25 protein-coding genes and 1 pseudogene are annotated in these 26789 nt (G+C 59.2%); 11 read left to right on the forward strand and 15 right to left on the reverse strand.

Annotated elements, in window-relative coordinates; genetic code table 11:
- Window positions 1–89: 89 nt before the first annotated feature.
- From ACRY08_RS05720 to ACRY08_RS05735, 4 genes are all read right to left on the reverse strand, one after another.
- Window positions 90–2786 carry an ATP-binding protein gene (locus tag ACRY08_RS05720; protein WP_432448929.1) on the reverse strand — a complete coding sequence of 899 codons (2697 nt, stop codon included), beginning with the start codon at window positions 2784–2786 and terminating at the stop codon, window positions 90–92.
- Window positions 2783–3151 (reverse strand): hypothetical protein, encoded by a 369-nt coding sequence (locus ACRY08_RS05725; protein ID WP_432448930.1) that lies wholly within the window; start codon window positions 3149–3151, stop codon window positions 2783–2785. Before ACRY08_RS05725 ends, ACRY08_RS05720 begins: the two co-directional genes overlap by 4 nt.
- Window positions 3152–3231: 80 nt before the next feature.
- The gene (locus ACRY08_RS05730) at window positions 3232–3597 is read right to left on the reverse strand and encodes a response regulator transcription factor (RefSeq protein ID WP_432448931.1); all 366 of its coding nucleotides are present in this window, start codon (window positions 3595–3597) and stop codon (window positions 3232–3234) included.
- A 135-nt stretch (window positions 3598–3732) separates the two neighbouring features.
- Entirely contained in the window at window positions 3733–5130 is a 1398-nt protein-coding gene (locus tag ACRY08_RS05735) for a short-chain fatty acyl-CoA regulator family protein (protein WP_432448932.1), read from the reverse strand.
- 236 nt (window positions 5131–5366) lie between these two features.
- On the opposite strand from ACRY08_RS05735, the gene ACRY08_RS05740 reads away from it, so the two are divergent.
- From ACRY08_RS05740 to ACRY08_RS05765, 6 genes are all read left to right on the forward strand, one after another.
- Complete coding sequence (locus ACRY08_RS05740; RefSeq protein WP_432448933.1) at window positions 5367–6713, forward strand: substrate-binding protein; 1347 nt, start codon at window positions 5367–5369, stop codon at window positions 6711–6713.
- Window positions 6714–6833: 120 nt separating this feature from the next.
- Complete coding sequence (locus ACRY08_RS05745; protein ID WP_432448934.1) at window positions 6834–7865, forward strand: branched-chain amino acid ABC transporter permease; 1032 nt, start codon at window positions 6834–6836, stop codon at window positions 7863–7865.
- A gap of 3 nt (window positions 7866–7868) precedes the next feature.
- Window positions 7869–9074, forward strand: coding sequence for a branched-chain amino acid ABC transporter permease (locus ACRY08_RS05750; protein ID WP_432448935.1), 1206 nt, complete (start codon window positions 7869–7871; stop codon window positions 9072–9074).
- A gap of 15 nt (window positions 9075–9089) precedes the next feature.
- On the forward strand, window positions 9090–9845 hold the full coding sequence (locus tag ACRY08_RS05755) for an ABC transporter ATP-binding protein (RefSeq protein ID WP_432448936.1): 756 nt from the start codon (window positions 9090–9092) through the stop codon (window positions 9843–9845).
- A 14-nt stretch (window positions 9846–9859) separates the two neighbouring features.
- Window positions 9860–10654, forward strand: a complete 795-nt coding sequence (locus ACRY08_RS05760) for an ABC transporter ATP-binding protein (protein ID WP_432448937.1) — start codon at window positions 9860–9862, stop codon at window positions 10652–10654.
- Between the two features lie 159 nt (window positions 10655–10813).
- The gene (locus tag ACRY08_RS05765; protein ID WP_432448938.1) at window positions 10814–11125 is read left to right on the forward strand and encodes a glucose-6-phosphate isomerase; all 312 of its coding nucleotides are present in this window, start codon (window positions 10814–10816) and stop codon (window positions 11123–11125) included.
- 175 nt (window positions 11126–11300) lie between these two features.
- On the opposite strand, the gene ACRY08_RS05770 is transcribed toward ACRY08_RS05765, so the two are convergent.
- Window positions 11301–12806: a class I adenylate-forming enzyme family protein gene (locus tag ACRY08_RS05770; RefSeq protein ID WP_432448939.1), complete on the reverse strand. Its 1506-nt coding sequence runs from the start codon at window positions 12804–12806 to the stop codon at window positions 11301–11303.
- A gap of 229 nt (window positions 12807–13035) precedes the next feature.
- Between ACRY08_RS05770 and ACRY08_RS05775 the strand changes: the two genes are divergently transcribed.
- From ACRY08_RS05775 to aat, 5 genes are all read left to right on the forward strand, one after another.
- On the forward strand, window positions 13036–13590 hold the full coding sequence (locus ACRY08_RS05775) for a LuxR C-terminal-related transcriptional regulator (RefSeq protein WP_432448940.1): 555 nt from the start codon (window positions 13036–13038) through the stop codon (window positions 13588–13590).
- Window positions 13591–13718: 128 nt separating this feature from the next.
- On the forward strand, window positions 13719–14168 hold the full coding sequence (locus ACRY08_RS05780; RefSeq protein WP_432448941.1) for a hypothetical protein: 450 nt from the start codon (window positions 13719–13721) through the stop codon (window positions 14166–14168).
- Between the two features lie 195 nt (window positions 14169–14363).
- A complete protein-coding gene (accB, locus tag ACRY08_RS05785; protein WP_432448942.1) occupies window positions 14364–14861 on the forward strand; it encodes an acetyl-CoA carboxylase biotin carboxyl carrier protein in 498 nt (165 codons plus the stop codon).
- 10 nt (window positions 14862–14871) lie between these two features.
- On the forward strand, window positions 14872–16224 hold the full coding sequence (accC, locus tag ACRY08_RS05790) for an acetyl-CoA carboxylase biotin carboxylase subunit (RefSeq protein WP_432448943.1): 1353 nt from the start codon (window positions 14872–14874) through the stop codon (window positions 16222–16224).
- A 6-nt stretch (window positions 16225–16230) separates the two neighbouring features.
- On the forward strand, window positions 16231–16887 hold the full coding sequence (gene aat / locus ACRY08_RS05795) for a leucyl/phenylalanyl-tRNA--protein transferase (RefSeq protein ID WP_432448944.1): 657 nt from the start codon (window positions 16231–16233) through the stop codon (window positions 16885–16887).
- Here aat and ACRY08_RS05800 read toward each other — a convergent pair.
- The 10 genes and pseudogenes from ACRY08_RS05800 to ACRY08_RS05845 all read right to left on the reverse strand — a co-directional run bounded on the left by ACRY08_RS05800 (window position 16851) and on the right by ACRY08_RS05845 (window position 26777).
- Window positions 16851–17207 carry a DUF2155 domain-containing protein gene (locus tag ACRY08_RS05800; protein ID WP_432448945.1) on the reverse strand — a complete coding sequence of 119 codons (357 nt, stop codon included), beginning with the start codon at window positions 17205–17207 and terminating at the stop codon, window positions 16851–16853. The genes aat and ACRY08_RS05800 overlap by 37 nt on opposite strands.
- Window positions 17207–17665: an outer membrane lipid asymmetry maintenance protein MlaD gene (locus tag ACRY08_RS05805; RefSeq protein ID WP_432448946.1), complete on the reverse strand. Its 459-nt coding sequence runs from the start codon at window positions 17663–17665 to the stop codon at window positions 17207–17209. Before ACRY08_RS05805 ends, ACRY08_RS05800 begins: the two co-directional genes overlap by 1 nt.
- A gap of 60 nt (window positions 17666–17725) precedes the next feature.
- The gene (locus ACRY08_RS05810; RefSeq protein WP_432448947.1) at window positions 17726–18097 is read right to left on the reverse strand and encodes an NADH:ubiquinone oxidoreductase subunit NDUFA12; all 372 of its coding nucleotides are present in this window, start codon (window positions 18095–18097) and stop codon (window positions 17726–17728) included.
- 199 nt (window positions 18098–18296) lie between these two features.
- Window positions 18297–19565 (reverse strand): ATP-dependent Clp protease ATP-binding subunit ClpX, encoded by a 1269-nt coding sequence (gene clpX / locus ACRY08_RS05815; RefSeq protein WP_432448948.1) that lies wholly within the window; start codon window positions 19563–19565, stop codon window positions 18297–18299.
- Window positions 19566–19727: 162 nt separating this feature from the next.
- Complete coding sequence (locus ACRY08_RS05820) at window positions 19728–20354, reverse strand: ATP-dependent Clp protease proteolytic subunit (RefSeq protein WP_432448949.1); 627 nt, start codon at window positions 20352–20354, stop codon at window positions 19728–19730.
- 240 nt (window positions 20355–20594) lie between these two features.
- Window positions 20595–21419: pseudogene (locus ACRY08_RS05825) on the reverse strand (ABC transporter permease); the annotation flags it as partial.
- A gap of 32 nt (window positions 21420–21451) precedes the next feature.
- Window positions 21452–22726 (reverse strand): ABC transporter permease, encoded by a 1275-nt coding sequence (locus tag ACRY08_RS05830; protein ID WP_432448950.1) that lies wholly within the window; start codon window positions 22724–22726, stop codon window positions 21452–21454.
- Window positions 22727–22845: 119 nt separating this feature from the next.
- Window positions 22846–23952: an extracellular solute-binding protein gene (locus tag ACRY08_RS05835; protein WP_432448951.1), complete on the reverse strand. Its 1107-nt coding sequence runs from the start codon at window positions 23950–23952 to the stop codon at window positions 22846–22848.
- A 113-nt stretch (window positions 23953–24065) separates the two neighbouring features.
- Window positions 24066–25166 (reverse strand): ABC transporter ATP-binding protein, encoded by a 1101-nt coding sequence (locus ACRY08_RS05840; RefSeq protein ID WP_432448952.1) that lies wholly within the window; start codon window positions 25164–25166, stop codon window positions 24066–24068.
- A 402-nt stretch (window positions 25167–25568) separates the two neighbouring features.
- A complete protein-coding gene (locus tag ACRY08_RS05845; RefSeq protein ID WP_432448953.1) occupies window positions 25569–26777 on the reverse strand; it encodes an aminopeptidase P family protein in 1209 nt (402 codons plus the stop codon).
- Window positions 26778–26789: the final 12 nt, after the last annotated feature.

Genomic DNA, 26789 nt, shown 5'->3' on the forward strand with positions numbered 1-26789 from the left:
TGCATGTCGTTGTCGAAAGCGCTTTGTGAAAAAGCGTTTGAACCAGATGTGCCAAGACAAGGTTTACAATTCGTTTATTTCCGCCGAAATCAGGCTGTTTTTTCCAACGGAAGCGTGACCCGAAACGCCGCCCCGCTTTGGCCTGGCAGATAGGTGATGGTCCCACCCAGTTTGCCCATGATCTCGCGGCAGATGGCAAGACCAAGCCCCGCCCCCCCGGCCGCCGCCTGATCAGACAGGCGCGAGAACTTCTCGAAAATCACAGCCTCGCTTTCGGGCGGGATGCCCTTGCCGTTATCGACAAAATCCAAACGCAACAGGCCGTCGCCTTGCTTCACGCGGATTTTCAGCTCTTTCTCAGGCGCATCACAGTATTTGGCGGCATTGGCGATCAGGTTGATGAACACCTGCGTCAGCCGGTCCGTATCCGTGTTCAGCATGACCTCTTCACGATGCGGTTTGCGCAGAACCGACAGCCCCTGCGCTTCAACCAAAGAGCTGGTTGCCGCCTCGGCCCGATCCAGCACCGAAGAAAGCGCCTCGTATTGCATGTTGAGCTGTACCTGACCGTTTTCCAACACGCTGAGGTCCAGAAGATCGTCCAACAGCCCGGTCAGACGCACGGCCTCGCCATGAATGATCGCCGCGTGGCGTTCGGCGGCCTCTGGCTGCGCGGTGCCGCCATCGCGCAGAATTTCCGAAAACGCCCGGATCGAGGTCATGGGCGTGCGCAATTCATGGCTGATCTGGCTGAGAAACGCGTCTTTCTGGATCGACAATTGCGTCAGCTTGCGGTTGGCATCCGACAGTTGGCGCGCGGTTGACGTCAGCTCTTTTTGCTTCTCTTCCAGCTGCAACGAATACTCGCGCATCTGCGCCGTCTCATCAGCCACGGCCATCAGATCGTCGACAGAAACGGTTTCGCCCCCCATGATCTGTGCGATCATCGCATGAGCGGTCGCGGCCCCGACCGAACCGGACAAAGCCCGCTCCAGACGCGAGATGAAATCTGGTGTGGTATCAGGCAGATAGCCCTCTTTTCCCTGCCCACGCGCTTCGGCCTGAAACAGTGATTGCGCCTCGTCGGCCCCCATGATGCGCTGCGCCATCACCAACAGATCTTCCGCCGCAGCGATGCCATGCGTCCAGCGCTGTGTGGCGCTGGTGTGATCCAGAACATTGACGAACTGCGCGCCCTGAAGGCGCTCCAACGGGCCGGGGAAGGTGATCAGCGACACGGCCACAAGGGCTGCCGTGTTCAGGGCCATGGACCAAAACAGCGCATGCACCACCGGGTCCAACCCGGTCACGCCAAACAGCGCCTGCGGGCGCAAAAGCGATAGACCAAAGGGACCATTGGCCAAGAGCTCGGCGCTCATCACGCCTGCGCCGCCCACGCTGGGCAGAAACAGCGTGTAAGCCCAGATCGCGAAACCTGTCAGCAGACCCGCCGCCGCCCCGCTGCGCGAGGCACCGCGCCAGAAAAGCCCGCCCACCAGCGCCGGCAAAACCTGCGCCACGCCAGCAAAGGAAATCAACCCGATTGCGGCAAGCGCCGCGCCACCGCCGGACATCTGGTAATAAAGATAGCCCAGCGCAAGCACCGCCGCGATCGAGATCCGGCGTGCATAAAGCAGCAACTGACGCACATCCCCGGCCATTGACGCGCCGCCGGGGCGGGTCGACAGCCAGATCGGCATCACGATGTGGTTCGACACCATGGTCGACAGCGCGATGGCCGCCACGATCACCATCGACGTCGCCGAGCTGAACCCGCCAAGGAAGGACAGCATGGCGAGCATCTGCTGGTCGAAATGCAGCGGGATTGTCAGCACGAAAAGGTCCGGGTTGGAGCCTTCGGGCAGAATGGACAGGCCCATAACCGCAATCGGCAGGACAAAGAGGCTCATCAAAAACAGGTAGGAGGGAAAGGCCCAGGATGCCGTCGACAATTGCCGTTCATCGATGTTTTCCACCACCAACACCTGAAACATCCGCGGCAGCGTCAGGAATGCGGCGGCGGACAGGAAGGTCAGCCCGACCCAGCGCCCGCCACGCAAGGCCCAAGCCTCTTCGGGCACACGGGTCGCCGCCTCGGTGATTGCCTGATAGATGCCCGACGGTCCCCCGCCGACCCCCCAGACCACAAAGGCCCCCACGGCCATCAGCGCCACAAGCTTGACCACGGCCTCGACCGCGATGGCGATGACCACGCCATGGTGGCGTTCATTCACATCAAGATTGCGGGTGCCAAAAAGGATGGTGAACACCGCGAGCCCCGCCGCCACCCATAAAGAGGTCGTTTCACGGTCCGCCAGCGCCCAGCCTTCAGGGCGGTTTTCCGCAAAAACCGCAAAGGAAAGCGTCACGGATTGCAGCTGCAATGCGATATAAGGCGTGGTGCCGACCACCGCGATCAGCGTCACGATCACGCCCAGCAGGTTAGACTTGCCATAGCGCGATGACAGAAGGTCAGCGATCGAGGTAATCCGCTGGCTGCGCCCCACCCGTACCAGCTTGCGCAAGAGCCACCACCAGCCCACCATAACAAGCGTCGGGCCAAGATAGATGGTGACAAACTCCAGCCCGGAGCGCGCCGCATATCCCACCGCGCCGTAAAAGGTCCACGCCGTGCAATAGACCGACAGTGACAGCGTGTAGATCATCGGCGAGGTCAGAAAGCGGCTTTGATGACGGCGCGCAGAGCGGTCCGCACCAAAAGCCACCAGAAACAAAACGATCACATAGAGCAGGCACACAAAAACCAGCGTGTTGAAACTGATCATGCGGAGGTTCCTGATCTAGGGCCCGTTTTCGGGGCCGGGACGGACCCAGAGCTGGCCTTGTCATGTGCATGGGCCGCAGGTTGGGTCTTTGCATCCCCGACATCCCCGTGCGCCCCGCCTTCGTCGTCCCCATCGACCGTCGGCATGCGCGCCAGCGCCCGCGATATCAAAGCGGCCCCGGCGATCAACCCGAACCAGACCAAAAACACATAAAGCCCGCGCTGCGCAACCGAGGCATACCGCGCCAAAAGCGGCAGCAAGAACAAAAAAGCGCCAAGCAGCGGCAAAAGTCGCGCGGCATCCTCCACCCGGCGGCGGCGGTAACTCAGTCGCTCAAGGAATAACGGTTCCCGGCGTGCTCTCATGCCACGCGCCCCCCGTCACCTCGATACCCCGCAAATGCGGCCCTGACCTGATGGATCTGAACACGCATGGCTGGCCTCGTTTACGGAGAAATTTCCCGAAGGGTTTCAAGAACTTCTGCATTGGAAAACGGTTTGGTCATGAACTTGCTGACCCCAAGGCGTGCGGCCAGATCACGATCGGTTTGTTGTCCACGCGCGGTCAGCATGAGAACCGGCAAATCGCGGGTCGCCCCATCGGCACGAAGATCTTGCAAAATATCATAGCCCGACCGACCGGGCAGCATCACGTCAAGGATCAACACATCCGGCCCAGCCTCTTGCACGGCCTGAACCGCCGTTTCTCCATTGGCATGGGTCGACACCGTCCAGCCATCGCGAGACAGGATGAAACTGATCGCCTCGACGATATTGGGTTCATCCTCGATCACGAGCACCTGTTTTGACATGCATTCCTCCCCACGCAGGCCCGGAACCGGTTCGCGACCGGGCCTTGAACGACTATCTCGGATGCGCCCGGACATGTCAAAGAAAAGGCGCTAACACCTGACAATACTGATGCAATAGGCCCTTGATGTGCAACTTTAACGCGCACCGGACAGGATCGAGGCCTCTCTGCGGGCCAAGCAGCCGGTCCGTGGGCACACCCGACAGGTCGACCCGACCGGCAGGGCTTCATCTCGTCCGCCCGTGCTGCCGGAAAACGCGGCCAAGGCGCTGCCCTCATCCGCACGCCCGGAAAGATGCGCCAGCCAATCCTCTTCCGGCAGGATCAGCATGACCGCCTCAAGCGTCGGTGGAAGTTTGAAATCCAGCACCCCTTTGGGCAGACAGATTGCCATGCACAGGAACCGGCGCGGCGTGGGGCCGGGCTGTTCGACCACCGCGCGGCAGGGCTGTCCGGGATGGCTCAGCGCTTGATAAAGCGGCCAATATGGGCAAGCCGCGCCGAACCGCGGAATGGCAAATCCGGGCAGCGCCTTGCGCAAAACCAATGCCCCCGACCCGTCACATGACACGATCCCTGCCCCCGGCAATCCAGCCTCTTGCGGCAGAAACGCCAGGCGACGCATCACGGCGGGCAATTGCTGGCTGAACCGGGTCGCAAGGGCGGACAGGTCCGGCCCCAATTCTTCAACGGCCGCCTGAAAGCGCTGCAAAGGCATGGCAGCGGCATCGCCGAGATATTGATCGAAATGGCGGCGCGCCATGCCCCGCGCTTCGGCCGTTTCAAAGGCGGCCAGCTGCCCGGTCAAATCGCTGATGGCCGCATCGGTCTGCGCCAGATCATGGCCCGCATCAGCCACCGCCTCTAATTCCGGCAAATGGTGCCCGCGCCCCTCAAGGAAAACCGCCAGTTCTTCACCCGGGGCGACAGGGGCCATATCCTGCCCGGTGCCCGCATCCAGATATTCCACCAAACCCTGCGCAGCACCTGACAGGCGCCGCCCCTCTTCACGCAGGTTGCGCAAAAAACGAGACTGCCAGTCCGGGTCCACATCCCCGCCCTCCGACAGGATCGCCGCGGTCGAACGGATGGCCGTCACCGCCGAGATCACCTCGTGCAGCGACGCCGCAAGTTCCGGGTCATGGGTCAATCTGTCTGACAGGGCTTCGACCAAGCTTTCCAGATCACGCACCCGCTGATGCTGCGTGGCCACCAGCGATGACCAGCCGGGAAACCGGCCTGCCAGATCTTCGGCCCGGTGCAGCTCTGCCTCGGTTTCCGGATGGCGCTGACCGGCTTCGCGCAAAGCCCCCAGAAGCGCGGCCTCGGCCCCCTCGGTCAGGGCCATCGGATCAGTGTCCAGCTCGCGGGCAATGTCCTGCAACAGCTTGCCACCGATTCTGCGTCGATTATGTTCAATCAGATTCAGGTAGGCCGCCGAGATTCCGACAGCTTTCGCCAGCTTTGATTGCTTTTGCCCCAAAAACAGGCGGCGTTCACGGATACGGCTGCCGGTCAGGCGGGATTGAGGCATCGGGATTTCCTAGCGTTTTCGGACACTTTCTGCACCTGCGCGAAAAATAGTTTACAACTCATAACATGTTCATGTTCATTTGTTTACAAAAAAATCGTTTCGTTAAAAGCATTTGTTGCGGAGTTTTCTGATCGCCCCGTAAACTGGAAAAGCCCTGTAAAGGGTCCCCAAGTCATTGGGGCGGGTTAAAAGCGGAGGAGGCTCTGACCCGAAAATGTCCAAACGGGAGGAATAAAATGTCCAATTCAAACCTGACGCGTCGCGGCGTATTGAAGTCGGGTGCCATCGCCGGTGCCGGCGTTGCACTACCGACCATTTTCACCGCATCCAGCGCGGCAGCCTATACCAATGAACCTACCGGTGGTTCGGTCACGCTGGGCTTCAACGTGCCCCAGACCGGCCCTTACGCTGACGAGGGTGCCGACGAACTGCGCGCCTATCAGCTGGCCGTGGAACACCTGAACGGCGAAGGCGACGGCGGCATGCTGAACACCTTCTCGTCGAAAGAACTGCAGGGCAACGGCATCCTGGGCAAGAAGGTCGAGTTCGTGACCGGCGACACCCAGACCAAGTCTGACGCTGCCCGCGCATCGGCCAAGTCGATGATCGAAAAAGACGGCGCGGTGATGATCACCGGCGGATCAAGCTCGGGTGTTGCGATTGCTGTGCAGGGTCTGTGTCAGGAAGCTGGCGTGATCTTCATGGCCGGTCTGACCCACTCCAACGACACCACCGGCAAAGACAAGAAGGCGAACGGTTTCCGTCACTTCTTCAACGCCTACATGTCGGGTGCCGCGCTGGCACCGGTGCTGGCCGCGCGTTACGGTGCTGACCGTAAAGCCTATCACCTGACCGCCGACTACACCTGGGGCTGGACCCAGGAAGCGTCGATCACCGCCGCCACCGAGGCGCTGGGTTGGGAAACTGTCAACGCCGTGAAAACGCCGCTGTCGGCCACCGACTTCTCGTCCTACATCACGCCGGTTCTGCAGACAGATGCAGACGTTCTGGTGCTGAACCACTACGGCGGCAACATGGTGAACTCGCTGACCAACGCTGTTCAGTTCGGTCTGCGTGAAAAGCAGGTGAACGGTCGCAACTTCGAGATCGTCGTGCCGCTCTTCTCGCGTCTGATGGCACGTGGTGCAGGTGAGAACATCAAGGGTATCCTTGGCTCCACCAACTGGCACTGGTCGCTGACCGATGAAGGCTCGCAGGCCTTCGTGAAGTCCTTCGGCACCAAATATGGCTTCCCGCCGTCGCAGGCTGCCCACACCGTTTACTGTCAGACCCTGCTTTATGCAGACGCCTGTCAGCGCGCGGGCACCTTCAACCCGTGCGGCGTGGCCGAAGCCCTGGAAGGCTTCGAGTTCGACGGGCTGGGCAACGGCAAGACCGTCTACCGCGCCGACGACCACCAGTGCTTCAAAGACGTGCTGGTTGTGAAGGGTAAAGACAACCCGACTTCAGAGTTCGACCTTCTGGAAGTTGTGGAAGTGACCCCGGCGGCTCAGGTGACCTATGATCCCGAGCACCCGATGTTTGCCGGTGGCAACCTGGGTCAGTGTAACGGCGGCGCATAAGCCCCCGTTTCGCAACCTTAAATCAAGAAACCGGCCGTGCGGGAGATCCCCCGCACGGCCCTCCCTGACCGGGCCGATCAAGGCAACCGGAAGGGCTGGTTACATCCAAAGGTGGGGACAATGGACGCCATCCTGCTTCAAATCCTGAACGGCCTCGACAAAGGCTCGGCCTATGCGATGATCGCATTGGGCCTTACTCTCATTTTCGGCACATTGGGTGTCGTGAACTTCGCCCACGGGGCGCTGTTCATGATCGGCGCCTTCTGTGCTGTGACCCTGCAACGGTTGTTCGGCCTCTCGTTCGAGACGGTCGACCCGACGCAGAAAGACTTTCTGGGCAATCCGCTGAAGGTGAAGACACCTTACGTGGAAAGCTGGTTCGGCCCCGAGATGGGCGCCTCGATCATCGACTGGGCGGTGCCGCTTGCGATCCTCTTCTCGATCCCGATCATGCTTCTGGTCGGCTACGTGATGGAACGCGGGCTGATCAAACACTTCTACAAACGCCCCCATGCGGACCAGATCCTTGTGACCTTCGGTCTGGCGATTGTACTGCAGGAACTGGTGAAATACTTCTTTGGTGCCAACCCGATCCCCACGGGCGCGCCGGATGCGTTCCGGGGGTCGTTTGATTTCGGCGTCTTGCTGGGCTTTGACGCCAATACGATCATCTACCCCTACTGGCGCATGGTCTATTTCTTCTTCGCCGCCGTCGTGATCGGTGCAGTCTTTGCCTTTTTGCAATTCACCACCTTCGGGATGGTGGTGCGCGCCGGCATGCAGGACCGCGAAACCGTGGGCCTTCTGGGCATCAATATCGACCGCCGCTTCACCATCATGTTCGGCATCGCCGCCGCCGTGGCGGGGCTTGCGGGCGTGATGTATGCGCCAATCAACTCGCCCAACTACCACATGGGTATGGACTTTCTGGTCCTGAGCTTCGTCGTGGTGGTTGTGGGCGGCATGGGCAGCCTGCCCGGCGCTGTCGCCGCAGGCTTCATGCTGGGAATTCTGGAGAGCTTCGCCTCGATGAACTGGATCAAGTCCATCGTGCCCGGCATCGACCAGATCATCATCTACCTCGTTGCCATCCTGATCCTTCTGACCCGTCCGCGTGGTCTGATGGGTCGCAAAGGCGTGATGGAGGAATAAGACATGCTTGGACTGAACAAAAAAGACACCCGCTTCCTCTTGATCGTCATCGCCCTGACCATGGCGACACCGATCCTGTTGCAACCCTTCCCCGAAGGCTCGGGCCTGGCGCAGTTCAACGCAGGCTACCCGGACCTGATGCAGCGCTTTGCCATCTTTGGCATCTTCGCGATTGGCTTCAACATCCTCTTCGGCCTGACCGGCTACCTGTCCTTTGGCCACGCGGCCTTCCTGGGGATCGGCTCTTACTCGGTCGTCTGGATGTATAAGCTTCTGGATTACAACGTGATCTACGGCCTGCCGCTGGCAGTGGTCATGTCGGGCCTCTTTGCCCTTCTGATCGGCTATGTCAGCCTGCGTCGCTCGGGCATCTACTTCTCGATCCTGACGCTGGCCTTCGCACAGATGAGCTTCAACCTTGCCTATTCGGTGCTGACCCCGATTACCAACGGGGAAACGGGCCTGCAGGTCTATACCAATGACCCGCAGATCCTGATGGGCGCAAACGAGCCCAACAGCCCGCATTTCTTCGGCATCGTGATGAACCAATCGGCCAAGATCAACGTGGGCGACTGGGTCTTCACCTTCAACAACGGCTACTACTTCTGCGCCGTGATCGCGATTGCCGCCTTCTACCTCAGCCTGCGCATCTTCCGGTCGCCCTTCGGCCTGATGCTGCGCGCGATCAAGACCAACCAGACCCGTCTGAACTATACGGGCCTGAACTCGCGCCCCTACACGCTGGCGGCCTTTGTGATCTCGGGCATGTATGCCGGTCTTGCGGGCGGCCTGATGGCCTCGATGGACCCGCTGGCAGGGGCTGAACGCATGCAGTGGACGGCCTCGGGCGAGGTGGTTTTGATGACCATCCTTGGCGGTGTCGGCACCATGATGGGCCCGGTTCTGGGCGCAGGCGTGATCAAATACATGGAAAACATCTTTTCCAAGATCAACGATCAGGTTCTGCACGGCTGGTTTGGCTGGATGCCCGACGGGCTGGAAAGCCTCGTGATCGGCTTCAGCCACTTCTTCGTGGGCAAAAGCTGGCACCTGACGTCAGGCCTTCTGTTCATGGTGGTCGTGATCTTCCTGCCCGGCGGGCTTGTGGAAGGCGGCCAACGCATCAAGGCGCTGTTTACGCGCAAGAAGGGTGGCGACGATGACGACGCCGCGCATTCCCCGAAACACGCGCCCCACGTGGCCGAATAAGAAGGAGACGCACAGATGGGACTTCTTGAAGTCAAAGACGTGGGCAAACGCTTCGGTGGCCTTCAGGCACTGGGGGATGTGAACCTCAGCGTGGCCGAGAACACTGTACACGCGATCATCGGGCCAAACGGGGCTGGCAAGTCGACACTGCTGAACTGCTTTGTTGGCAAGTTGATCCCGGATACCGGCAGCGTCATGTTTGACGGCCAGTCGGTTCTGGGGCGCACCCCTGCCGAAATCAACCAGATGGGCATCAGTCGCGTGTTCCAGACGCCAGAGATCTTCGGAGATCTGAACGTCATGGAAAACATGATGATCCCCTGTTTTGCCAAACGCGACGGTGCCTTCCGCCTGCACGCTTTCGAAGGTGTGGAGAACGAGAAAGAGCTGGTCGAAAAAGCCGAGCAGATGCTGATCGACGTGAACATGATCGACAAACGGCACATGCACGCGGCCTCGATGTCGCGCGGTGACAAACGCCGGTTGGAAATGGCCATGTGTCTGGTGCAGGAGCCGAAGCTTCTGCTGCTGGACGAACCCACCGCGGGCATGGCGCGCGCCGACACCAACAACACGATCGACCTGCTAAAGGAGATCAAGGAGAAGCGCGACATCACCATGGCGATCATCGAACACGACATGCATGTGGTGTTCAGCCTGGCCGAACGGATCACCGTTCTGGCGCAGGGCACGCCGCTGGTCGAAGACACGCCCGAAAACATCAAAGGCCACCCGAAGGTTCAAGAAGCCTATCTGGGTGAGGCGCATTAAGAGAGGTCAGACACATGGCAGAAGAAAAACTGATCGACCCCGCGGATCACACAAAGCGGGAAAAGCGCGACTTTTCGAAGTTCCAGAACAAGGCCGCCACCGCGCCCGCCTATTTCTCGGTCTGGGATCTGCACGCGTATTATGGCGAGAGCTACATCGTACAGGGCGTGAGCTTCACGGTGCATGAGGGTGAAATCCTTGCCCTTCTGGGGCGCAACGGGGCGGGCAAAACCTCGACCCTGCGCGCGATTGCCCGGTTGGACGAACCGATGATCACCCATGGCGAGGTCTGGCTGGACCACAACCACCTGCATGACCGCAAAAGCTATGAGGCGGCACAGATGGGCATGGCGCTGGTGCCAGAAGATCGCCGGATCATTCAGGGTCTGACGGTCGAGGAAAACCTGCAGCTGGCGCAGATCATCGAGCCCGTGGGCTGGTCGCTGGACCGGATTTACGAGCTGTTCCCGCGCCTGAAAGAGCGCCGCAAACAAGAAGGCACCACCCTGTCGGGCGGCGAACAGCAGATGCTGGCCATTGCCCGCGCGCTGGCCCGTGACATCAAGGTGCTGCTTCTGGACGAGCCTTACGAAGGCCTTGCCCCGGTGATCGTGGACGAGATCGAAAAGACGCTCAACATCATCAAGGAACAGGGCATCACCACCGTGATCGTCGAACAGAACGCCGTGCGCGCGCTGGAACTGGCGGATCGCGCCGTGATCCTGGACACCGGTAAAGTGGTCTTTGACGGCACCGCGCAAGAGGTTTTGGACAACGAAGCGCTGCGCATGGAATACCTTGCCATCTAAGGTCTGATACTCCCCGAGCGGTCCCCGGGTCGGGGCCCCTCACTTCCTGATGGCCGGCGGCACCCCGTCGGCCATTTTTTTGATAAGCAGGTTCCCGCCTGAAAGGTCGGGTTTTCCGCCATTCGGATGCGCTTGACCCTGCCCGGGCATAGATTCACAATGAGTTTATATTTCATCCAGGAGGATATGATGAAGAAAGCTGTTTTGACCCTTGCCTGTGTCGCAACCCTTGCGGCGACAGCCTGCAATCGCCCGCTGACCGATCAGGAAAAAACCATTGTTGGTGGCGTGGCTGGGATCGGCGCTGGTCTTCTGACCGCAAATGCGATCGGCGCGAACAAAAACTGGACCGTGATCAGCTCGCTGGCCGGCGCAGCTGCTGGCATCATGGTGGCGCGCAACTACCAGACAAACCAATGCGCCTATTCCAACGGCGACGGCACCTATCGCACCGCGCCCTGCCCAGTCTGATACGTTCGGAAAGACTTTCAAAAGGCGCTCTGTTCAGGGCGCCTTTTTCTATGCCAGTTTTTTAAAGCGCTTCGACTTATTGTTGAGGCCCAACAATGAGACGAAACGCACGGAACCTACCAATGTTGTGGGCGTTTCGAAATCAACTTGTGTTTCAAGTTAATCTCGAAACGCTTTAGGCCAACAGCTTGCGCAATTCCGTCTTCAACACTTTGCCATAGTTGTTTTTGGGCAATTCTTGCAGGGCGAAATAGGCTTTAGGCCGCTTGAAACGTGCGATTTGTGACAGGCAATGCGCTTCCAGTGCAGCCTCGTCCAACGTGGTATCCGGTGCAGGCACCACAAAGGCGACCACATCCTCTCCCCAGTCTTCACTGGGCCGCCCGACCACGCTGACCTCTTGCACATCAGGATGGGTCAAAAGCGCCTCTTCCACTTCGCGCGGGTAGATATTCGTCCCGCCCGAGATGATCACATCTTTGGACCGGTCCCGCATGGTCAAATAGCCATCCTCATCCAGAAACCCCATATCTCCGGTCATCAACCAGCCATCTTTCAGAGTATTGGCGCTGGCCTCGGGATTGTTCCAATAGCCGGGCATGACAGGCACGCCGCGCACCATGATTTCTCCCACTTCTCCGGTGGGCAGCGGCGCGCCACCTTCGTCCCCGATACGGATCTCGACCACGCTTTGTGCCCGCCCGACCGAGGCCAACCGTTCCCGCCAACGCGGATGCGTGCGATCCGCCACATCATCACGCGACAGGGCCGAGATCGCCATCGGGCATTCGCCCTGCCCATAAATCTGAACAAAGCGCGGCCCGAACCAGCTTACCGCGTCTTCGATATCCGCCAGATACATCGGGCCACCGCCATAAACGATGGTTTTGATCCCCTCGCCACGCCGCCCCAATGACTTGGCAATATCGGTGAAGCGGCGCACCATTGTGGGGGCCATGAACATCTGAAGCGGACCCTGATTTTGGGCCGTCTCCAGCAACTCCACCTCGTCAAATCCGCCAGAGGCCGGGGTGATATGACGGGCACCTTTGGCCACGTGAATGGGGGCGTAAATGCCTGCCCCGTGGCTCATCGGCGCCATGTAATACACCGCGTCATCAGGAGAAACCTCATCACAATCAAGTAGATAGGACATGGATGCCGCGCGGATCATCGCATGACTGATATAGACCCCCTTGGGCCGGCCCGTGGTGCCGGACGTGTAAAAAAGCCACGCAAGATCATCATCACCGCGCGGCGCAAAGGCGATCGGGTCCGCTGCACACATTTGCGAAAACGCCTGCCCCTCGACCGAAATCAATGGCACATTTGTCACCGCCTGCAACTCCGCGCCTAAGTCATCCGTGACCAGCGCCAGGGACGCGCCTGCATTTTCAAGAATATACGCCGCCTCGCGCGCATGAAGCTTGGCATTGATCGGCACCACCGCAGCCCCAAGCCCCCAAACGCCGAAAAACCCCAACAGGTATTCTGGGCAGTTTTTCATGAACAGCGCAACCCGGTCTCCCGGCCCGATGCCACGCGCCGCCAGCGCCCCTGCCAGCCCCTGCGCTGCACGGTAGAAGCCCGCATAGTTATATTCCTGCACGGCCCCGCGAAAGATTGCCGGGCGTTCCCCTGATATCTGGGCAATGCGTTCCAGCCAAAGCGCAAGGTTCATGGCACATCTCCGTCATTGTCACGCAGGACCAAAGCGTCCGACCTTTAACCTGAGACAGGGTAAAGGTCGGGCGCTGCGCAACATATCAGTGTTCCGCACGCCCTGCCCCAAACCCATTTCTCGGGTTTATGGCAGGACACTTTATCAGCCAGCCCTGCCCGGCGCGACAACCCCCGTATTACTACGCAACCCATTTGTATTCCCCGCCGAGCTTTGGCAGGATGGTCAAATGAATGATGCATCGCAAGAAATGGATCTGGCTTTCATGCACGCCCCAACCGGGCTTGCCCTGACCGAAAACCGGATCGTAAGACGGTGCAATCTGCGCTTTGCCGAAGTGTTTGGCGCAGATGTGGTGAGCTTTCACAACATGCCTTTGGAACGGCTTTACCCGTCACTGAACGACTATGAAAAAGTCGCCCGTGTTGGCGGGGATATCCTAAGGGAAACAGGACGTTACGAAGATGAACGGGTGATGCGGCGGCTGGATGGAACGCTGTTTTGGTGTCGTGTGCGCGGCACCAGCCTGACCCCGCAGGATCCGTTCAAACAAGGGGTGTGGAGCTTTGCTGATCTGTCTTCCGAACGCCCCGTGGTCGAACTGACCGCGCGCGAACGAGAGGTGGCCATTCTGACCTGTCAGGGCAAAACCTCGAAAGAGATCGGCCTTGTGCTGGGCCTGAGCTATCGCACGGTCGAAGCCCATCGCGCGCGGCTTTTACAGAAATTCGGTGCGCGGAAGCTGCCCGAGCTTGTGGCAAAGTTTTCGGGCATGCCGCTCTAAGCTGAGCGACCCTTTATAAGGCCTTGTTAACCAGCCGGTCCGGTTTTCTGTGGATATTAAGCCCACGGTAAGGTTTTCAGGCGCAGTCTACCCAGTGGTGGGGGCTCTGATTGCGAACGGAGCCGAAAATGGACTTCTCTCTTCCGTCGCCCCTGGGGGCGCATGCCACGCTGTCGGGCCAGTTACCGGTGCGCAAACCGCCAGACAGTTCGCGCGTTGAAACAGCGCCGGATACGGGAAAAACCCGGGCCGACATGCACAATTCCAAAGACCACGGTGAAGATGGCGCCTCGTTGACCAAATTGGCCCAGCAACTGCTGGATCCCGATCAACCGGTTGGACCGCCGCCGAGTTTTCAAATGAATGTCCTTGAAATGGAGCAGGAACTGCAGCACCGCCTGGCCAGCATCGAAGCGTTGCGCAACCAGCAAAACGGTGCAGATGACCGGCTTTCCGCCGCCTCGGCCCCGCCCGAGGACAATGCCGCGGCAGAACCCTCCACGCACATTGACACGATGCGGGAAGGCCAATCCGAAAAATATGTTGAGGACAGAGCTGACGGCACGGCGCCAGAGTAGGGCCGCCCGCAGCCCGGATTCCCTTAACAGCATCGTAAAATCAGGCGGATTCGCCCCATGCCAGCGCGTGATTGACGACGGTTTTTCCGGTTCTGTCACGCTTCACGCTTTTCTCCCCTTACGCAGCGTCCTATAAGCGTTGCAATGAGTATTGGCCCGCTTTCCAACTGGGCGAACAATCAAGGGTGAGGACCCATGACAAAAAAACATGATAACGATGTGGCGTTCATCGAAGCGCTGGCAAAACTGCTGAAAGAAAACGACCTGACCGAACTTGAGGTCATGCGCGACTATGGTGAAAGCGATAGCCTGAATGTTCGGGTGAGCCGCGCGAAAGAAGTGGTGCAGCACATTGCTGCCCCGGTGGCGGCTGCCCCCGCAGCGCCCGCCGCACCCGCAGCTGCCGCCCCGGCAGCGGTCGATGCCCCTGCAGCGGCCTCTGATGATCCGGCCAGCCACCCCGGTGCGGTGCCCTCGCCCATGGTTGGCACGGCTTACCTGCAGCCCGAACCCGGCGCGCCCTCCTTTGTCAGCGTCGGCGACACCGTGTCGGAAGGTCAGACCGTTTTGATCATCGAAGCGATGAAAACCATGAACCAGATCCCGGCGCCCCGTTCGGGTAAAATCTCGCGTATTTTGGTTGAAGACGGCTCGCCGGTCGAGTTTGGCGCGCCTCTGATGATCATCGAATAAGGGGCGGAACATGGCCCAGTTCGACAAAATCCTGATCGCCAACCGCGGCGAGATTGCGCTTCGCGTGATCCGCGCGGCGCGTGAAATGGGGATCAAAACCGTTGCCGTGCATTCCACCGCTGACGTGGACGCGATGCATGTACGCATGGCGGATGAAAGCGTCTGTATCGGACCCAATGCGGGCACGGACAGCTATCTGTCGATCCCTGCGATCATCGCGGCATGTGAAATCACCGGCGCACAGGCTGTGCATCCCGGCTATGGTTTCCTGTCAGAAAACGCGACCTTCGTGCAGGCGCTCGAAGATCACGAGATCACCTTTATCGGGCCGTCTGCGGAACATATCCGCATGATGGGCGACAAGATCACCGCCAAAGACACCGCGAACCGTCTGGGTATTCCCTGCGTTCCCGGATCGGATGGTGGCGTGCCCGACATCGAAACCGCGCGCAAGGTCGCGGCTGATATGGGCTATCCGGTGATCATCAAGGCCACTGCCGGTGGCGGCGGTCGCGGCATGAAAGTGGCCGAGACCGAAGCCGATATCGACACCGCCTTCTCGACCGCGCGTTCGGAAGCGAAAGCCGCCTTTGGCAATGACGAAGTCTATATGGAGAAATACCTCCAGACACCGCGTCACATCGAAGTGCAGGTCTTTGGCGACGGTCAGGGCGGCGGCGTGCATCTGGCCGAGCGGGACTGTTCACTGCAGCGCCGTCACCAGAAGGTCTTTGAGGAAGCCCCCGGCCCCTCGATCAGCCCGGAAAACCGCGAAAAGATCGGGTCGATCTGCGCCAATGCCGTGGCCGAAATGGGCTATTCCGGCGCCGGTACGATCGAATTCCTCTATGAAAACGGCGAGTTTTATTTCATCGAGATGAACACCCGTTTGCAGGTGGAACACCCAGTGACCGAAGCCATTTTCGGTGTCGATTTGGTGCGTGAACAGATCCTTGTGGCCGAGGGCAACAAATTGTCCTTTGACCAGAAAGACCTGACGGTAAACGGCCACGCCATCGAAGTGCGCCTGAACGCCGAGCGCCTGCCCAACTTCACCCCCTGCCCCGGCAAGATCACCCAGTATCACGCCCCCGGCGGTCTGGGTGTGCGTATGGATTCGGCGCTTTACGACGGCTATTCGATCCCGCCCTATTACGACAGCCTCATCGGCAAGCTGATCGTACACGGGCGCGACCGGCCCGAGGCCTTAGCGCGTCTCAGCCGCGCCTTGGGTGAGCTGATCATCGACGGGATCGAAACCACGGTGCCGCTGTTTGATGCGCTTCTGGCCGAGGCTGACATCCATTCGGGTGACTACAACATCCACTGGCTGGAACGCTGGCTGGATGAAAACATGGGGTAAGGGCCATTGGCCCTCCCCCCTTCCGATCCCCCTCCGCTCACGGCTGATCTGTTGCTGCGTGCCTATGCCATGGGTATCTTTCCCATGGCCGAGGCCCGCGATGATCCCGAGGTTTTCTGGGTCGATCCCAAACTTCGGGGCATCATCCCGTTAGACGGTTTTCATATGTCGCGCAGCCTTGCGCGCACCATCCGAAAATCTCGGTTTCAGGTCAGTATAAACAGCGATTTTCCGGCTGTTGTTGCGGGGTGTGCAGATCGGGAGGAAACCTGGATCAACGCCACGATCTTCGCGCTCTACCAGGAGCTTCACGCCATGGGGCACGCGCATTCGCTTGAACTGTGGGACGGCGAAGATCTGGTTGGGGGCGTTTATGGTGTCACGCTCGGGGGCGGGTTTTTTGGCGAAAGCATGTTTTCGCGTCGCAGGGATGCCTCGAAAATCGCGCTGGCTTATCTGGTGGCCCATCTGAACAACACAGGTTTCACACTGTTTGACACGCAGTTTCTAACACCCCATTTGGCCAGTCTGGGTGCGATTGAGATCACGCGAGACGCCTATCACGATGAACTGGATCGCGCCTTAGGGGTTCAGGCGGAGTTTGACAGCAACCCCCTGCCCGACGCTCATTGCGTCGCGCAGCGCAGCACCCAGACGTCATAGCGCGGGTGATCCAGCGCATTCAGCGCAGGAGAGGACGCAACCATCCAGCCTTCAAAGGCGGTCTGTTCGGCATTGCCATCCCGGATCACCAGCCATGCATAGGCATCCCCTGAGGGGTTGTCCGTGGGGTAGCGACATTCCCCAAGCGTGATGCGCAGCTTGCCCAGCTCGACCGTATCACCGATTTCCATTTTGAAATCCATCGGCGCGCCAGACACTTTGTCGAGCCCGCGCAAAAGCGCCCCGGGCGCTTTCGCCGTTTGGGCCGCAAGCGGAAGGGCCGCAAACATCGCGGCGACAAAGGCGGCGGCGCGCAGCATCACTGGGTGGCGTCCTCGCCGCTTCCGGCCACGTATTTCAGCAAAAGCTGAACCAGGCTGACAGAGCCTTGCGTGTCCTCGATCTCGGCACCGGGTTCCAGATTGAAGGGGGATCCACCGGGCAGAAGCTCGACAAAATTCCCGCCCAGAAGACCTTCAGAGGACACGATAACCGATGTGTCATCCGGCAGGGCAATATCCGACAGGACCGTGAAATCAGCATCCGCACGGAAGGTTTGCGGGTTCAGGGTGATCTCGGTCACGGTGCCGACTTTCACGCCGCCCAAACGCACATCCGTCCCGATCGAAATCCCATCAGCGGTGCGAAATGAGGCTGTGTAGCTGTTGGCGGAACTGCCGCCCGACAGACCGACAATCTGCCCAGCATAAAGGAAAAATCCGACAGCGGCGGCCAGGACAACGCTGCCCGTGACGACTTCGGTTGTATGGCCACTCATCTTGCCAACCTTTCCTGAAAACACACGGGGGACCGGTTGAGCACCGGTCACTTTGGGGGGTTATTCGGGCTGCCACGCCTCATAGTCGCGGCGATCCGCAGGGGCGGTCTGACGCAACGAGCCTGCCGGTGCATAGGCCAGATCCGAGCCAGTCAGGTTGTCCTGATGCGGCTTTTCCCAGCGCTTATGTGTCAGCGGTTTATCTTCGGGGCAATTGTCGAACGTGTGGTGCAGCCAGCCATGCCAGTCAGGGCTAACGCGGCTTGCTTCAGGCTCGCCCGCATAGATCACCCAGCGGCGGCTGTCGTCACGGTTGCGATAAAAGACATTGCCCTGATCATCTTCGCCGACTTTCACGCCCTTGCGGCGGGTGAAAAGCCAGGTGCCGATGGTCTCACTGTGATACCAGGTCAGAAGCGAAAGAAGGCGCATGTCGATCTCCGAAATTTCCTGTCTCTGATATGGCCCAAGCGACTGCGAAGGTCCAGAGCTTTGCCTGTGTTTGAGCGGGCTTTGCGCGATTTGGGGCCGGTTTCTGCCCAGTGTCCGCCCGGCACAGGCAAAAAAACGAAAGAACCCACCGAGGGCACGGTGGGTTCGATCTTGGATATTGTCCGAATCTGTGGGCGGATCAGCTGGCCGAAACCTCTTCCTTGGCGCCTTCGCCATAGATGATCAAAGGTTTGCTGTCCGAGTTTACGGCTTCGTCATTCACCACAACCTCGTCCACATTTTCCAGCCCCGGCAGATCAAACATCGTGTCGAGCAAAATGTCTTCCATGATCGACCGCAACCCGCGCGCGCCGGTTTTGCGTTCGATGGCACGGTTGGCAATCGCCATCAAAGCGTCCTCGGTGAAGGTCAGCTGAGCGTCCTCCAATTCAAAGAGGCGCTGATATTGTTTCACCAATGCGTTTTTCGGTGCGGTCAGGATGGTCACCAGAGCATCCGCGTCCAAATCTTCCAGCGTCGCGATCACTGGCAGGCGGCCAACAAACTCCGGGATGAGGCCAAATTTCAGCAAATCTTCCGGCTCCAGTTCCTGGAACAGCTCGCCGACGCCGCGATCGTCATTGTCGCGCACATCCGCGCCAAACCCCATGGCCGAGCCCTTGCCGCGCTGCGCGATGATCTTGTCCAGACCCGCAAACGCACCACCACAGATGAACAGGATATTGGTCGTGTCCACCTGCAAAAATTCCTGCTGCGGATGCTTACGACCACCTTGGGGCGGCACCGAGGCCACGGTGCCTTCCATGATCTTGAGCAGCGCTTGCTGCACGCCTTCGCCCGACACGTCACGCGTGATCGACGGGTTGTCGGACTTGCGGGTGATCTTGTCCACCTCGTCAATATAGACGATGCCGCGCTGCGCCCGTTCCACATTATATTCAGACGCTTGCAGAAGCTTCAGGATGATGTTTTCCACGTCCTCGCCCACGTAACCGGCCTCGGTCAGCGTGGTCGCATCCGCCATGGTGAAGGGCACATCCAGAATACGTGCAAGGGTCTGGGCCAGAAGGGTTTTACCGCAACCCGTCGGACCAATAAGCATGATGTTGGATTTTGCCAACTCGATCTCGTCGCCATTGGCAGCGGCATGGTTGAGGCGTTTGTAGTGATTGTGAACCGCAACCGACAGCACGCGTTTGGCATGCCCCTGCCCGATCACGTAATCATCAAGAACCTGACAGATCTCCTGCGGCGTCGGCACACCCTCAGAGGATTTCAGGCCCGAGGATTTCGTCTCCTCGCGAATGATATCCATACACAGTTCAACACATTCATCGCAGATGAACACGGTGGGTCCCGCGATCAGCTTACGCACCTCGTGCTGGCTTTTGCCGCAGAACGAGCAATAGAGTGTGTTTTTGCTGTCACCGGAGGAATTATTCGCCATAGATCAGTTCCTAACGGCCCGGTTCGGACCTTGTTTGCGCCCCTCGGGGCCATCGACCTGCCCCTCGCCCTCAACTCTAGGGCAGGCAATCGGCAGGCACAATCCGGTTTTTCCCGGCGGCCTGCCCCGTGTTGCATTCCGTTTCAGGCGGAAGACCCGGCCTTATTCGTCATCCGTTTTGGCACGGTTTTCGACGATCTCGTCAATGAGACCCCATTCCTTGGCCTCTTCCGGGTCCATGAAATTGTCACGTTCCAGCGCTTCGACAACGGCTTTCATCTTCTGGCCGGTGTGTTTCACATAGATCCCGTTCAGCCGGTCCTTCAGCTTCTGGGTTTCCTGCGCGTGGATCATGATGTCCGTCGCCTGGCCCTGATAGCCGCCCGAGGGCTGGTGCACCATCACCCGCGAGTTGGGCAGCGAGAACCGCATGCCGCTTTCGCCAGCTGCCAGCAGAAGCGAGCCCATCGAAGCCGCCTGTCCGATCACCAGCGTCGAGACCTTCGGCTTGATGTATTGCATCGTGTCATAGATCGACAGACCCGAGGTCACCACGCCACCGGGCGAGTTGATATACATCGAGATTTCTTTTTTCGGGTTTTCCGCTTCAAGGTGCAAAAGCTGCGCCACGATCAGGCTGGACATGCCATCATGCACGGGGCCAGACAGGAAAATGATCCGTTCTTTCAAAAGACGCGAGAAAATATCATAGGCCCGTTCACCGCGCGAGGTTTGTTCCACAACCATCGGGACGAGGGTGTTCATATAGGTATCAATAGGGTCGTGCATGTCCGCCTGCTTTCTATTCACGCCAGAACCCGTTCTGGGTCCCTGACGCCAAACTAGTGCCGTGCCGGGGGGGCTGCAAGGGGCCGCGGACCCCTCACCCCGCGCAACGTGCACATTTCCGTCAGGCTTGCCTGAAAAGGGTTAACAATTCCCTTCATGCAGTGCCGCCAGAAGCGCTTTTGACAAAGAAAAACGGCGCCCCGCGGGACGCCGTTTGTTTCTTTTGTCTCTTTGGGCGTATCAACCCGGCGACATGCCGCGCAGGCGCTCAGAGCGGCGGCGCAGAAGCTCGACCGTGGTCAGGAGCGCAATCGAGATCACAACAAGGATCGTCGCCACCGCCAGAATGGTCGGCGAGATTTGCTCGCGCAGCCCGGTGAACATCTGCCATGGCAGCGTCTGCTGCTTGGCCGAGCCCACGAAGATCACCACCACAACCTCGTCAAACGAGGTGATGAAGGCAAAGAGCGCACCCGAGATCACGCCCGGCAGGATCAGCGGCATCTGCACCCTAAAGAAGGTGGTTACCGGGTCCGCCCCCATATTGGCCGCCGCGCGGGTCAGCGAACGGTCAAAGCCCACAAGCGTCGCGGTCACCGTGATGATCACGAAGGGAATGCCCAGCGCAGCATGTGCCAGAACAACGCCCCAGTAGGTGCCGGCCAGACCAATGCGGGAATAGAAGAAATACATCCCCGCAGCCGAGATGATCAGCGGCACGATCATCGGCGAAATCAGCGTCGCCATGATCGCCCGGCGGGCGGGCACATGCGGCTGGCTCAGGCCGATGGCAGCCAGCGTGCCCAGCGACACGGATAGGAAGGTCGCGGCGGGCGCAATCTTGACCGAGTTCCACAGCGCATCCTGCCAGTCCGGGTTCGAGAAGAAGTCACGGTAGTGCTTCAGCGAATACCCGGCCGGATCGAGGCTCAGCATCTCTTTGGTGAAGGTAAAGAAATCCTGCGCGTTGAAGCTCAGCGGGATCACCACAGCGATCGGTGCAATCAGGAAGAAGAAGATCAACCCGCAGATGATCCGGAACGTGTAGTACCAGATGCGCTGGCCCGTGCTTGCATATGAAGGAATTGCCATGTCCGTTACCCCAGCTTCACGTTGTCGATGCCGACGATCTTGTCATAGGCCCAGTAGAGCACCAGAACGACCGCCAGAAGGATGGCGCCCAGCGCCGAGGCCAAGCCCCAGTTGAGCGAGGACGAGATGTGGAAGGCGATCTGGTTCGAAATGAACGTGCCTTTCGTGCCCCCGACCAGTGCCGGCGTGATGTAGTAGCCAATCGCCAGAATGAAGACGAGGATCGAGCCCGCGCCAATACCCGGAATGGTCTGCGGGAAATAGACCCGCCAGAAGGCTGTCCAATCCGTCGCGCCAAGGCTCTTTGCCGCGCGCAGATAGCTGGGCGGAATGGTCTGCATCACCGAATACATCGGCAGGATCATGAAGGGCAGAAGGATGTGGGTCATCGCCACGATCGTACCAAACTGATTGTTGATGATGATCAGGCGCGCATTGTCATCCACCAAGCCGATCCAGACAAGCAGATCATTGATCACACCTTGCTGTTGCAGCAGGATTTTCCATGCCGAGGTCCGCACCAGAAGCGAGGTCCAGAAAGGCAGCAAAACAAGGATCATCAGGATATTTGCCTGTCGCATCGGCAGGTTGGCCAGTATCCATGCCACCGGATAAGCCAGCATGATGCAGCAGAAGGTGATCGCCAGCGACATCCACAGGGTGCGCCCCAGCAGGTTCATATAGATACGTTCGGCCTCGGGGCGCATTTCTGCCCCGTCTACGCCCACGCGCATATCAACCGCGTTCAGGAAATACCCGGCCGTGACTGGCGGTGAATAGGTCTGGATCGTGCGCCAGTTGTCAGCGTCCCCCCAGCCTTTGTTGATGTCAATCAGCGCCTCTTTCCAAGGGCCTCCGCCTTCGATGTCGAACTTCTTCGCCTTGCGACCGGTCTTGCGGAACAGCGACGAAATACCGGGGTTTTCATAGTTCAGGCGGGTGCCGACCTTGGTGTGGGTCTTGGCCGCCGCCGCGTCTTTCAGGTCGGCTGCCATAGCGGCATAGACCGCTTCACTTGGCAAATCACCTGAATCCGCGTCCCAATCCGCCAAGGCCACAACGGTCCGCGGCAACGTATCGGTTACGATCCCGTTCTTGACCGAACGATAAAGCATATCGGCCACGGGCAGGATGAAGCTGATCAAAATGAACAAAAGCAGTGGCGCAATCAGCAGCAGCGCACGCATTTTCTGTCTGCGAAGCGCCCGTGCAAGACTGCGCTTCAGTGGCGTTCCGTCTGCGGCCAGAACCGGGCCGCCGGTGTCGGTCATATCGCTCATATCATCCCTGTCGGCTGTTGCCGTTTCTTGGTTTCATGTCAGGTCAAAGTGACAAACGAATTAGAAAATAAAGAAAAAAGGGGGTGGAAGGGGCCGAACTGGCCCCTTCCAGTATCGAATTACTTGGCCAGCCAAGCTTCGAATTTCGCGTTCAGATCATCGCGGTTGTCTGCCCACCATTCGTAGTCATAGACATGCACGTTGCCCGAGTTTGCCGGGTCGGTCGGCATGTGCGGCGCCATGTCGATGCCCAGTTCAGCATGCTTACCAACCAGCGGTGCCGACGACTTACGGGCCGGACCATACGAGATGTAAGCGGCCTGATCGGCCAGACGCTGGGTGTCGGTGGCAAACTTCAGGAAGTCCATCACACGTGCCTTACGGTCTGCCGGCAGACCAGCGGGAACAACCCAGCCGTCAAGGTCAAACGACTGCATGTCCCAAAGCATACCGATCGGCTGGTTCTGTTCAGCAATGGCCGAGAACAGACGACCGTTGAAGGTCGAACCGAAGACAACTTCGCCATCAGCCAGCAGCTGCGGAGTTTCGGCACCAGCGGTCCACCAGACCACCTGGTCTTTGATGGTGTCCAGCTTGGCCAGCGCCCGGTTCACACCCTCTTCGGTGCCCAGCGTGTCATAGATCGCGTCTTTCTCAACGCCATCGCAGTACAGAGCCCACTCCATGTTGTCGATCGGGCGCTTCTGCAGCGAACGCTTGCCGGGGAAGCCTTCCAGATCGAAGATGGCGCAGACGCTGTCAGGGGTCTTGTCGCCAACCAGATCGGTGCGGTAGCCGAAGGTGGTCGAGTAAACGATCTGCGGCACGAAGCAATCCGATACCAGCAGCTCGCCGAAGTCTTCCGAAGCCGAGGTGCCATCGGGGGCAGCGGCCAGGTCTTCGTCATGATTGATCTCTTCGGCCAGACCTTCGTCGCACAGGCGCATCGAGTCCGATGCCACGGCATCGACCAGATCCCAGGTCACGTTGCCGGCTTCGTTCATGGCGCGCAGTTTCGCCACGGCTTCGGCCGAGCTTTCGTCCCAGGTGACTTTTACTTCAGGGTGCATCTTCAGATAGGGCTCGACATAAGCCTTCACCTGGCTGGCCTGATAGGCGCCGCCCCAGGAAACGAGGGTCAGCTCGTTGGCCATGTCCTCTGCCGATGCAGTACCAGCGGCAACGGTCAGGGCCGTGCTGGCCATAAGCAGTTTGGAAAATTTCATTCTTGGTATCTCCCTAGTTGTCCCGTTTGGTTGTTAAGGCCTGCCTCAACGGGCACAAGGCAAACCATGGCTGAATGCCCGGGACCGCTAAAGCGCCCCCGGAGCAATAAATATCAGGCGTCGAGCGCGCGGCAGTCTTCCGGCAGCCAGCCAATCTCGATCTGCTGGCCGGGCTTCAGGCGTTCCACATCCGGCGCATTGCGCGTCTTGATGATAAAATCTTCGTTGCCGGCGACCCGCAGGCGGGTCCGGAAAATGTCACCCATATAGATAAACTCAAGCACTTCGGCTTTCAGCGTATGGGCGCCTTCCTGCAGGCGGTCCTTGTTGTATTCAACGCGTTCCGGGCGGATCGAAACCGTGGTCCGGTCGCCGACTTTCGACACGTTGATCGGGGTCGCGTCCAGCTCTTCGCCATCGTCCAGACGCACCACACAGGTGTTGCCCGAAATCTCGGTCACCACGCCTTCCAACGTGTTGTTTTCGCCGATGAACTGCGCCACGAAACTGTTTTCGGGCTTTTCATACAGAAGATCCGGCGGGGCCAGCTGCTGAATGCGGCCATCATCGAAGACAGCGACGTTGTCTGACATGGTCAGGGCTTCGGTCTGGTCGTGGGTCACGTAAACCGTGGTGATGCCCAGATTATGCGCCAGGTGGGTGATTTCGAACTGCATCTTTTCGCGCAGCTGCTTGTCCAGCGCGCCCAGCGGTTCGTCCATCAACACCAGTTCAGGCTCGAACACCAGCGCACGGGCCAAAGCCACACGCTGCTGCTGACCACCTGAAAGCTGCGCCGGACGGCGGCCACCAAAATCGCCCATCTCGACCATGTCGAGCGCGCGTTTGATCTTGGCTTCACGATCAGACTTGCCCATCTTGCGCACTTCCAGTGGGAAGGCCAGATTTTCGGCAATCGTCATATGTGGGAACAATGCATAGTTCTGGAACACCATGCCAATGCCGCGCTTATGCGGCGGGATGTTGTTGATTGGCTGACCACCAAGGCGAATATCGCCATGGGTTGCGGTCTCGAAGCCAGCCAGCATCATCAGGCAGGTGGTTTTGCCGGACCCGGATGGCCCCAGCATGGTGAGAAACTCGCCCTTCGCAACGGACAGGTTCAGGTCTTTTACAACCAGCGTCTCCCCGTCATAGCTTTTCTGGACACGATCAAAAACGACAAATCCGTCGTCGGAAGCAGCTTCAGCCAAGTGACCCCCCTGGTCTATGTTTTTCGTTTTTCTTGCAGACAAGCCAACACGAAGAAATGAGTGAATTCAACAGCCAATTCGACTTTATTCACACCGTTTTGCCAAAAGATCGGCTTTTTGACCGTCAATCTGGACGATTCCAAGCGTGCTTCTGTCGTGCAAAACGCCTTGCGTGGCGCGCCTCCGTCCCGTTGCGGCTTTCCGCAGGGTCATGCCTGCGGAAAACCTGTGTTCCTTTGGTGCGGCTGCTTCGTTCTATCGACGATTCTCGTTCTGCCGCCCCGACATCGTAGCCCCCCCTCGAGGACATTTTTCGTCGAATGAACCTAGTCTGACGACTTTTTACGTCGCTTTTTTACGTTCACGCGACCCTCGAAGGGAATTTTGCGTCACATTTTCCGCCTAAAGCGAAATAATGTTGTGCTCCGGACCGTAAGGGAAACCGGTGATGTTTTCGGCCCCATCTTCGCCCACGACCAAAATGTCATGTTCGCGGTACCCCCCAGCCCCAGCAGTGCCTTCGGGCAAAAACAGCATCGGCTCCATGGAAACAACCATGCCCGGCTCCAAAACCGTGTCGATGTCTTCGCGCAGCTCCAGCCCGGCCTCGCGCCCATAATAATGCGACAGCACGCCGAACGAATGGCCGTAGCCGAAGGACCGATACTGCAGCAGATTTTCCTGCTCGAAGAAGCGGTTGATCTCGGCGGTGATGCCCGAGCAGGTTGCGCCCGGTTTGATCAGGCTCAGGCCCAATTCATGCGCGGCCACATTGGCTTCCCAGATGCGCAGGCTTTCCTTGTCAGGATCACCAAGGAACAAGGTGCGTTCCAACGCGGTGTAATAGCTCGAGATCATCGGGAAAGTGTTCAGTGACAGGATATCGCCGCCTTCCAGCTTGCGGGTGGTGACCGGGTTATGGGCGCCGTCAGTATTAAGGCCCGACTGGAACCAGACCCAGGTATCGCGCAGCTCGCTGTCGGGATGCGACCGAGCGATCTCGGCCTCCATCGCGTCGCGACCGGCCATGGCCACGTCGATCTCGCGCGTGCCCAGCTTGATGGCGTCATAGATAGCCGCGCCCCCCACATCGGCGATGCGCGCGCCTTCGCGGATCAGGGCGATTTCCTCGGCGGATTTCATCATGCGCGCTTGCATCGTGTCAGCAGCAATGTCGGTGAACTGGCTGTCGGTCAGGAACTCTTCGGCCAGCGCGCGCTGCGCCAGCGTCATGTGATCCCCTTCGATCCCGATGGACTTGGCGTTCCCAACAAGGTTCTTCACCGCGCGCCAGTAGTTGTTGCGTTCCCAGTCGGTGTAGATGACGTTGTCGCCATAGCTGCGACGCCACGGCTGGCCGCCGTCGATATTGGCCGACACGGTGGTCGCGCGATCTGCCGTGACCACCAGCCCGTAAGGACGACCAAAGGCGCAATACAGAAAGCCCGAGTAATAGGCGATGTTGTGCATCGAGGTGAACACGGCGGCTTCGACCCCGCGGTCAGCCATGATCTTGCGCAGCGCGCCAAGGCGGCGTTCATATTCCGCGTCCGAGAAGGCCTGAGGCGCTTTTTCACCGTTTTCACATACAAAGAATTGAGGGCGTGACATGTCCCGTCTCTC

Source organism: Aliiroseovarius marinus (genome assembly GCF_050881025.1).
Taxonomy (GTDB): domain Bacteria; phylum Pseudomonadota; class Alphaproteobacteria; order Rhodobacterales; family Rhodobacteraceae; genus Aliiroseovarius; species Aliiroseovarius marinus_A.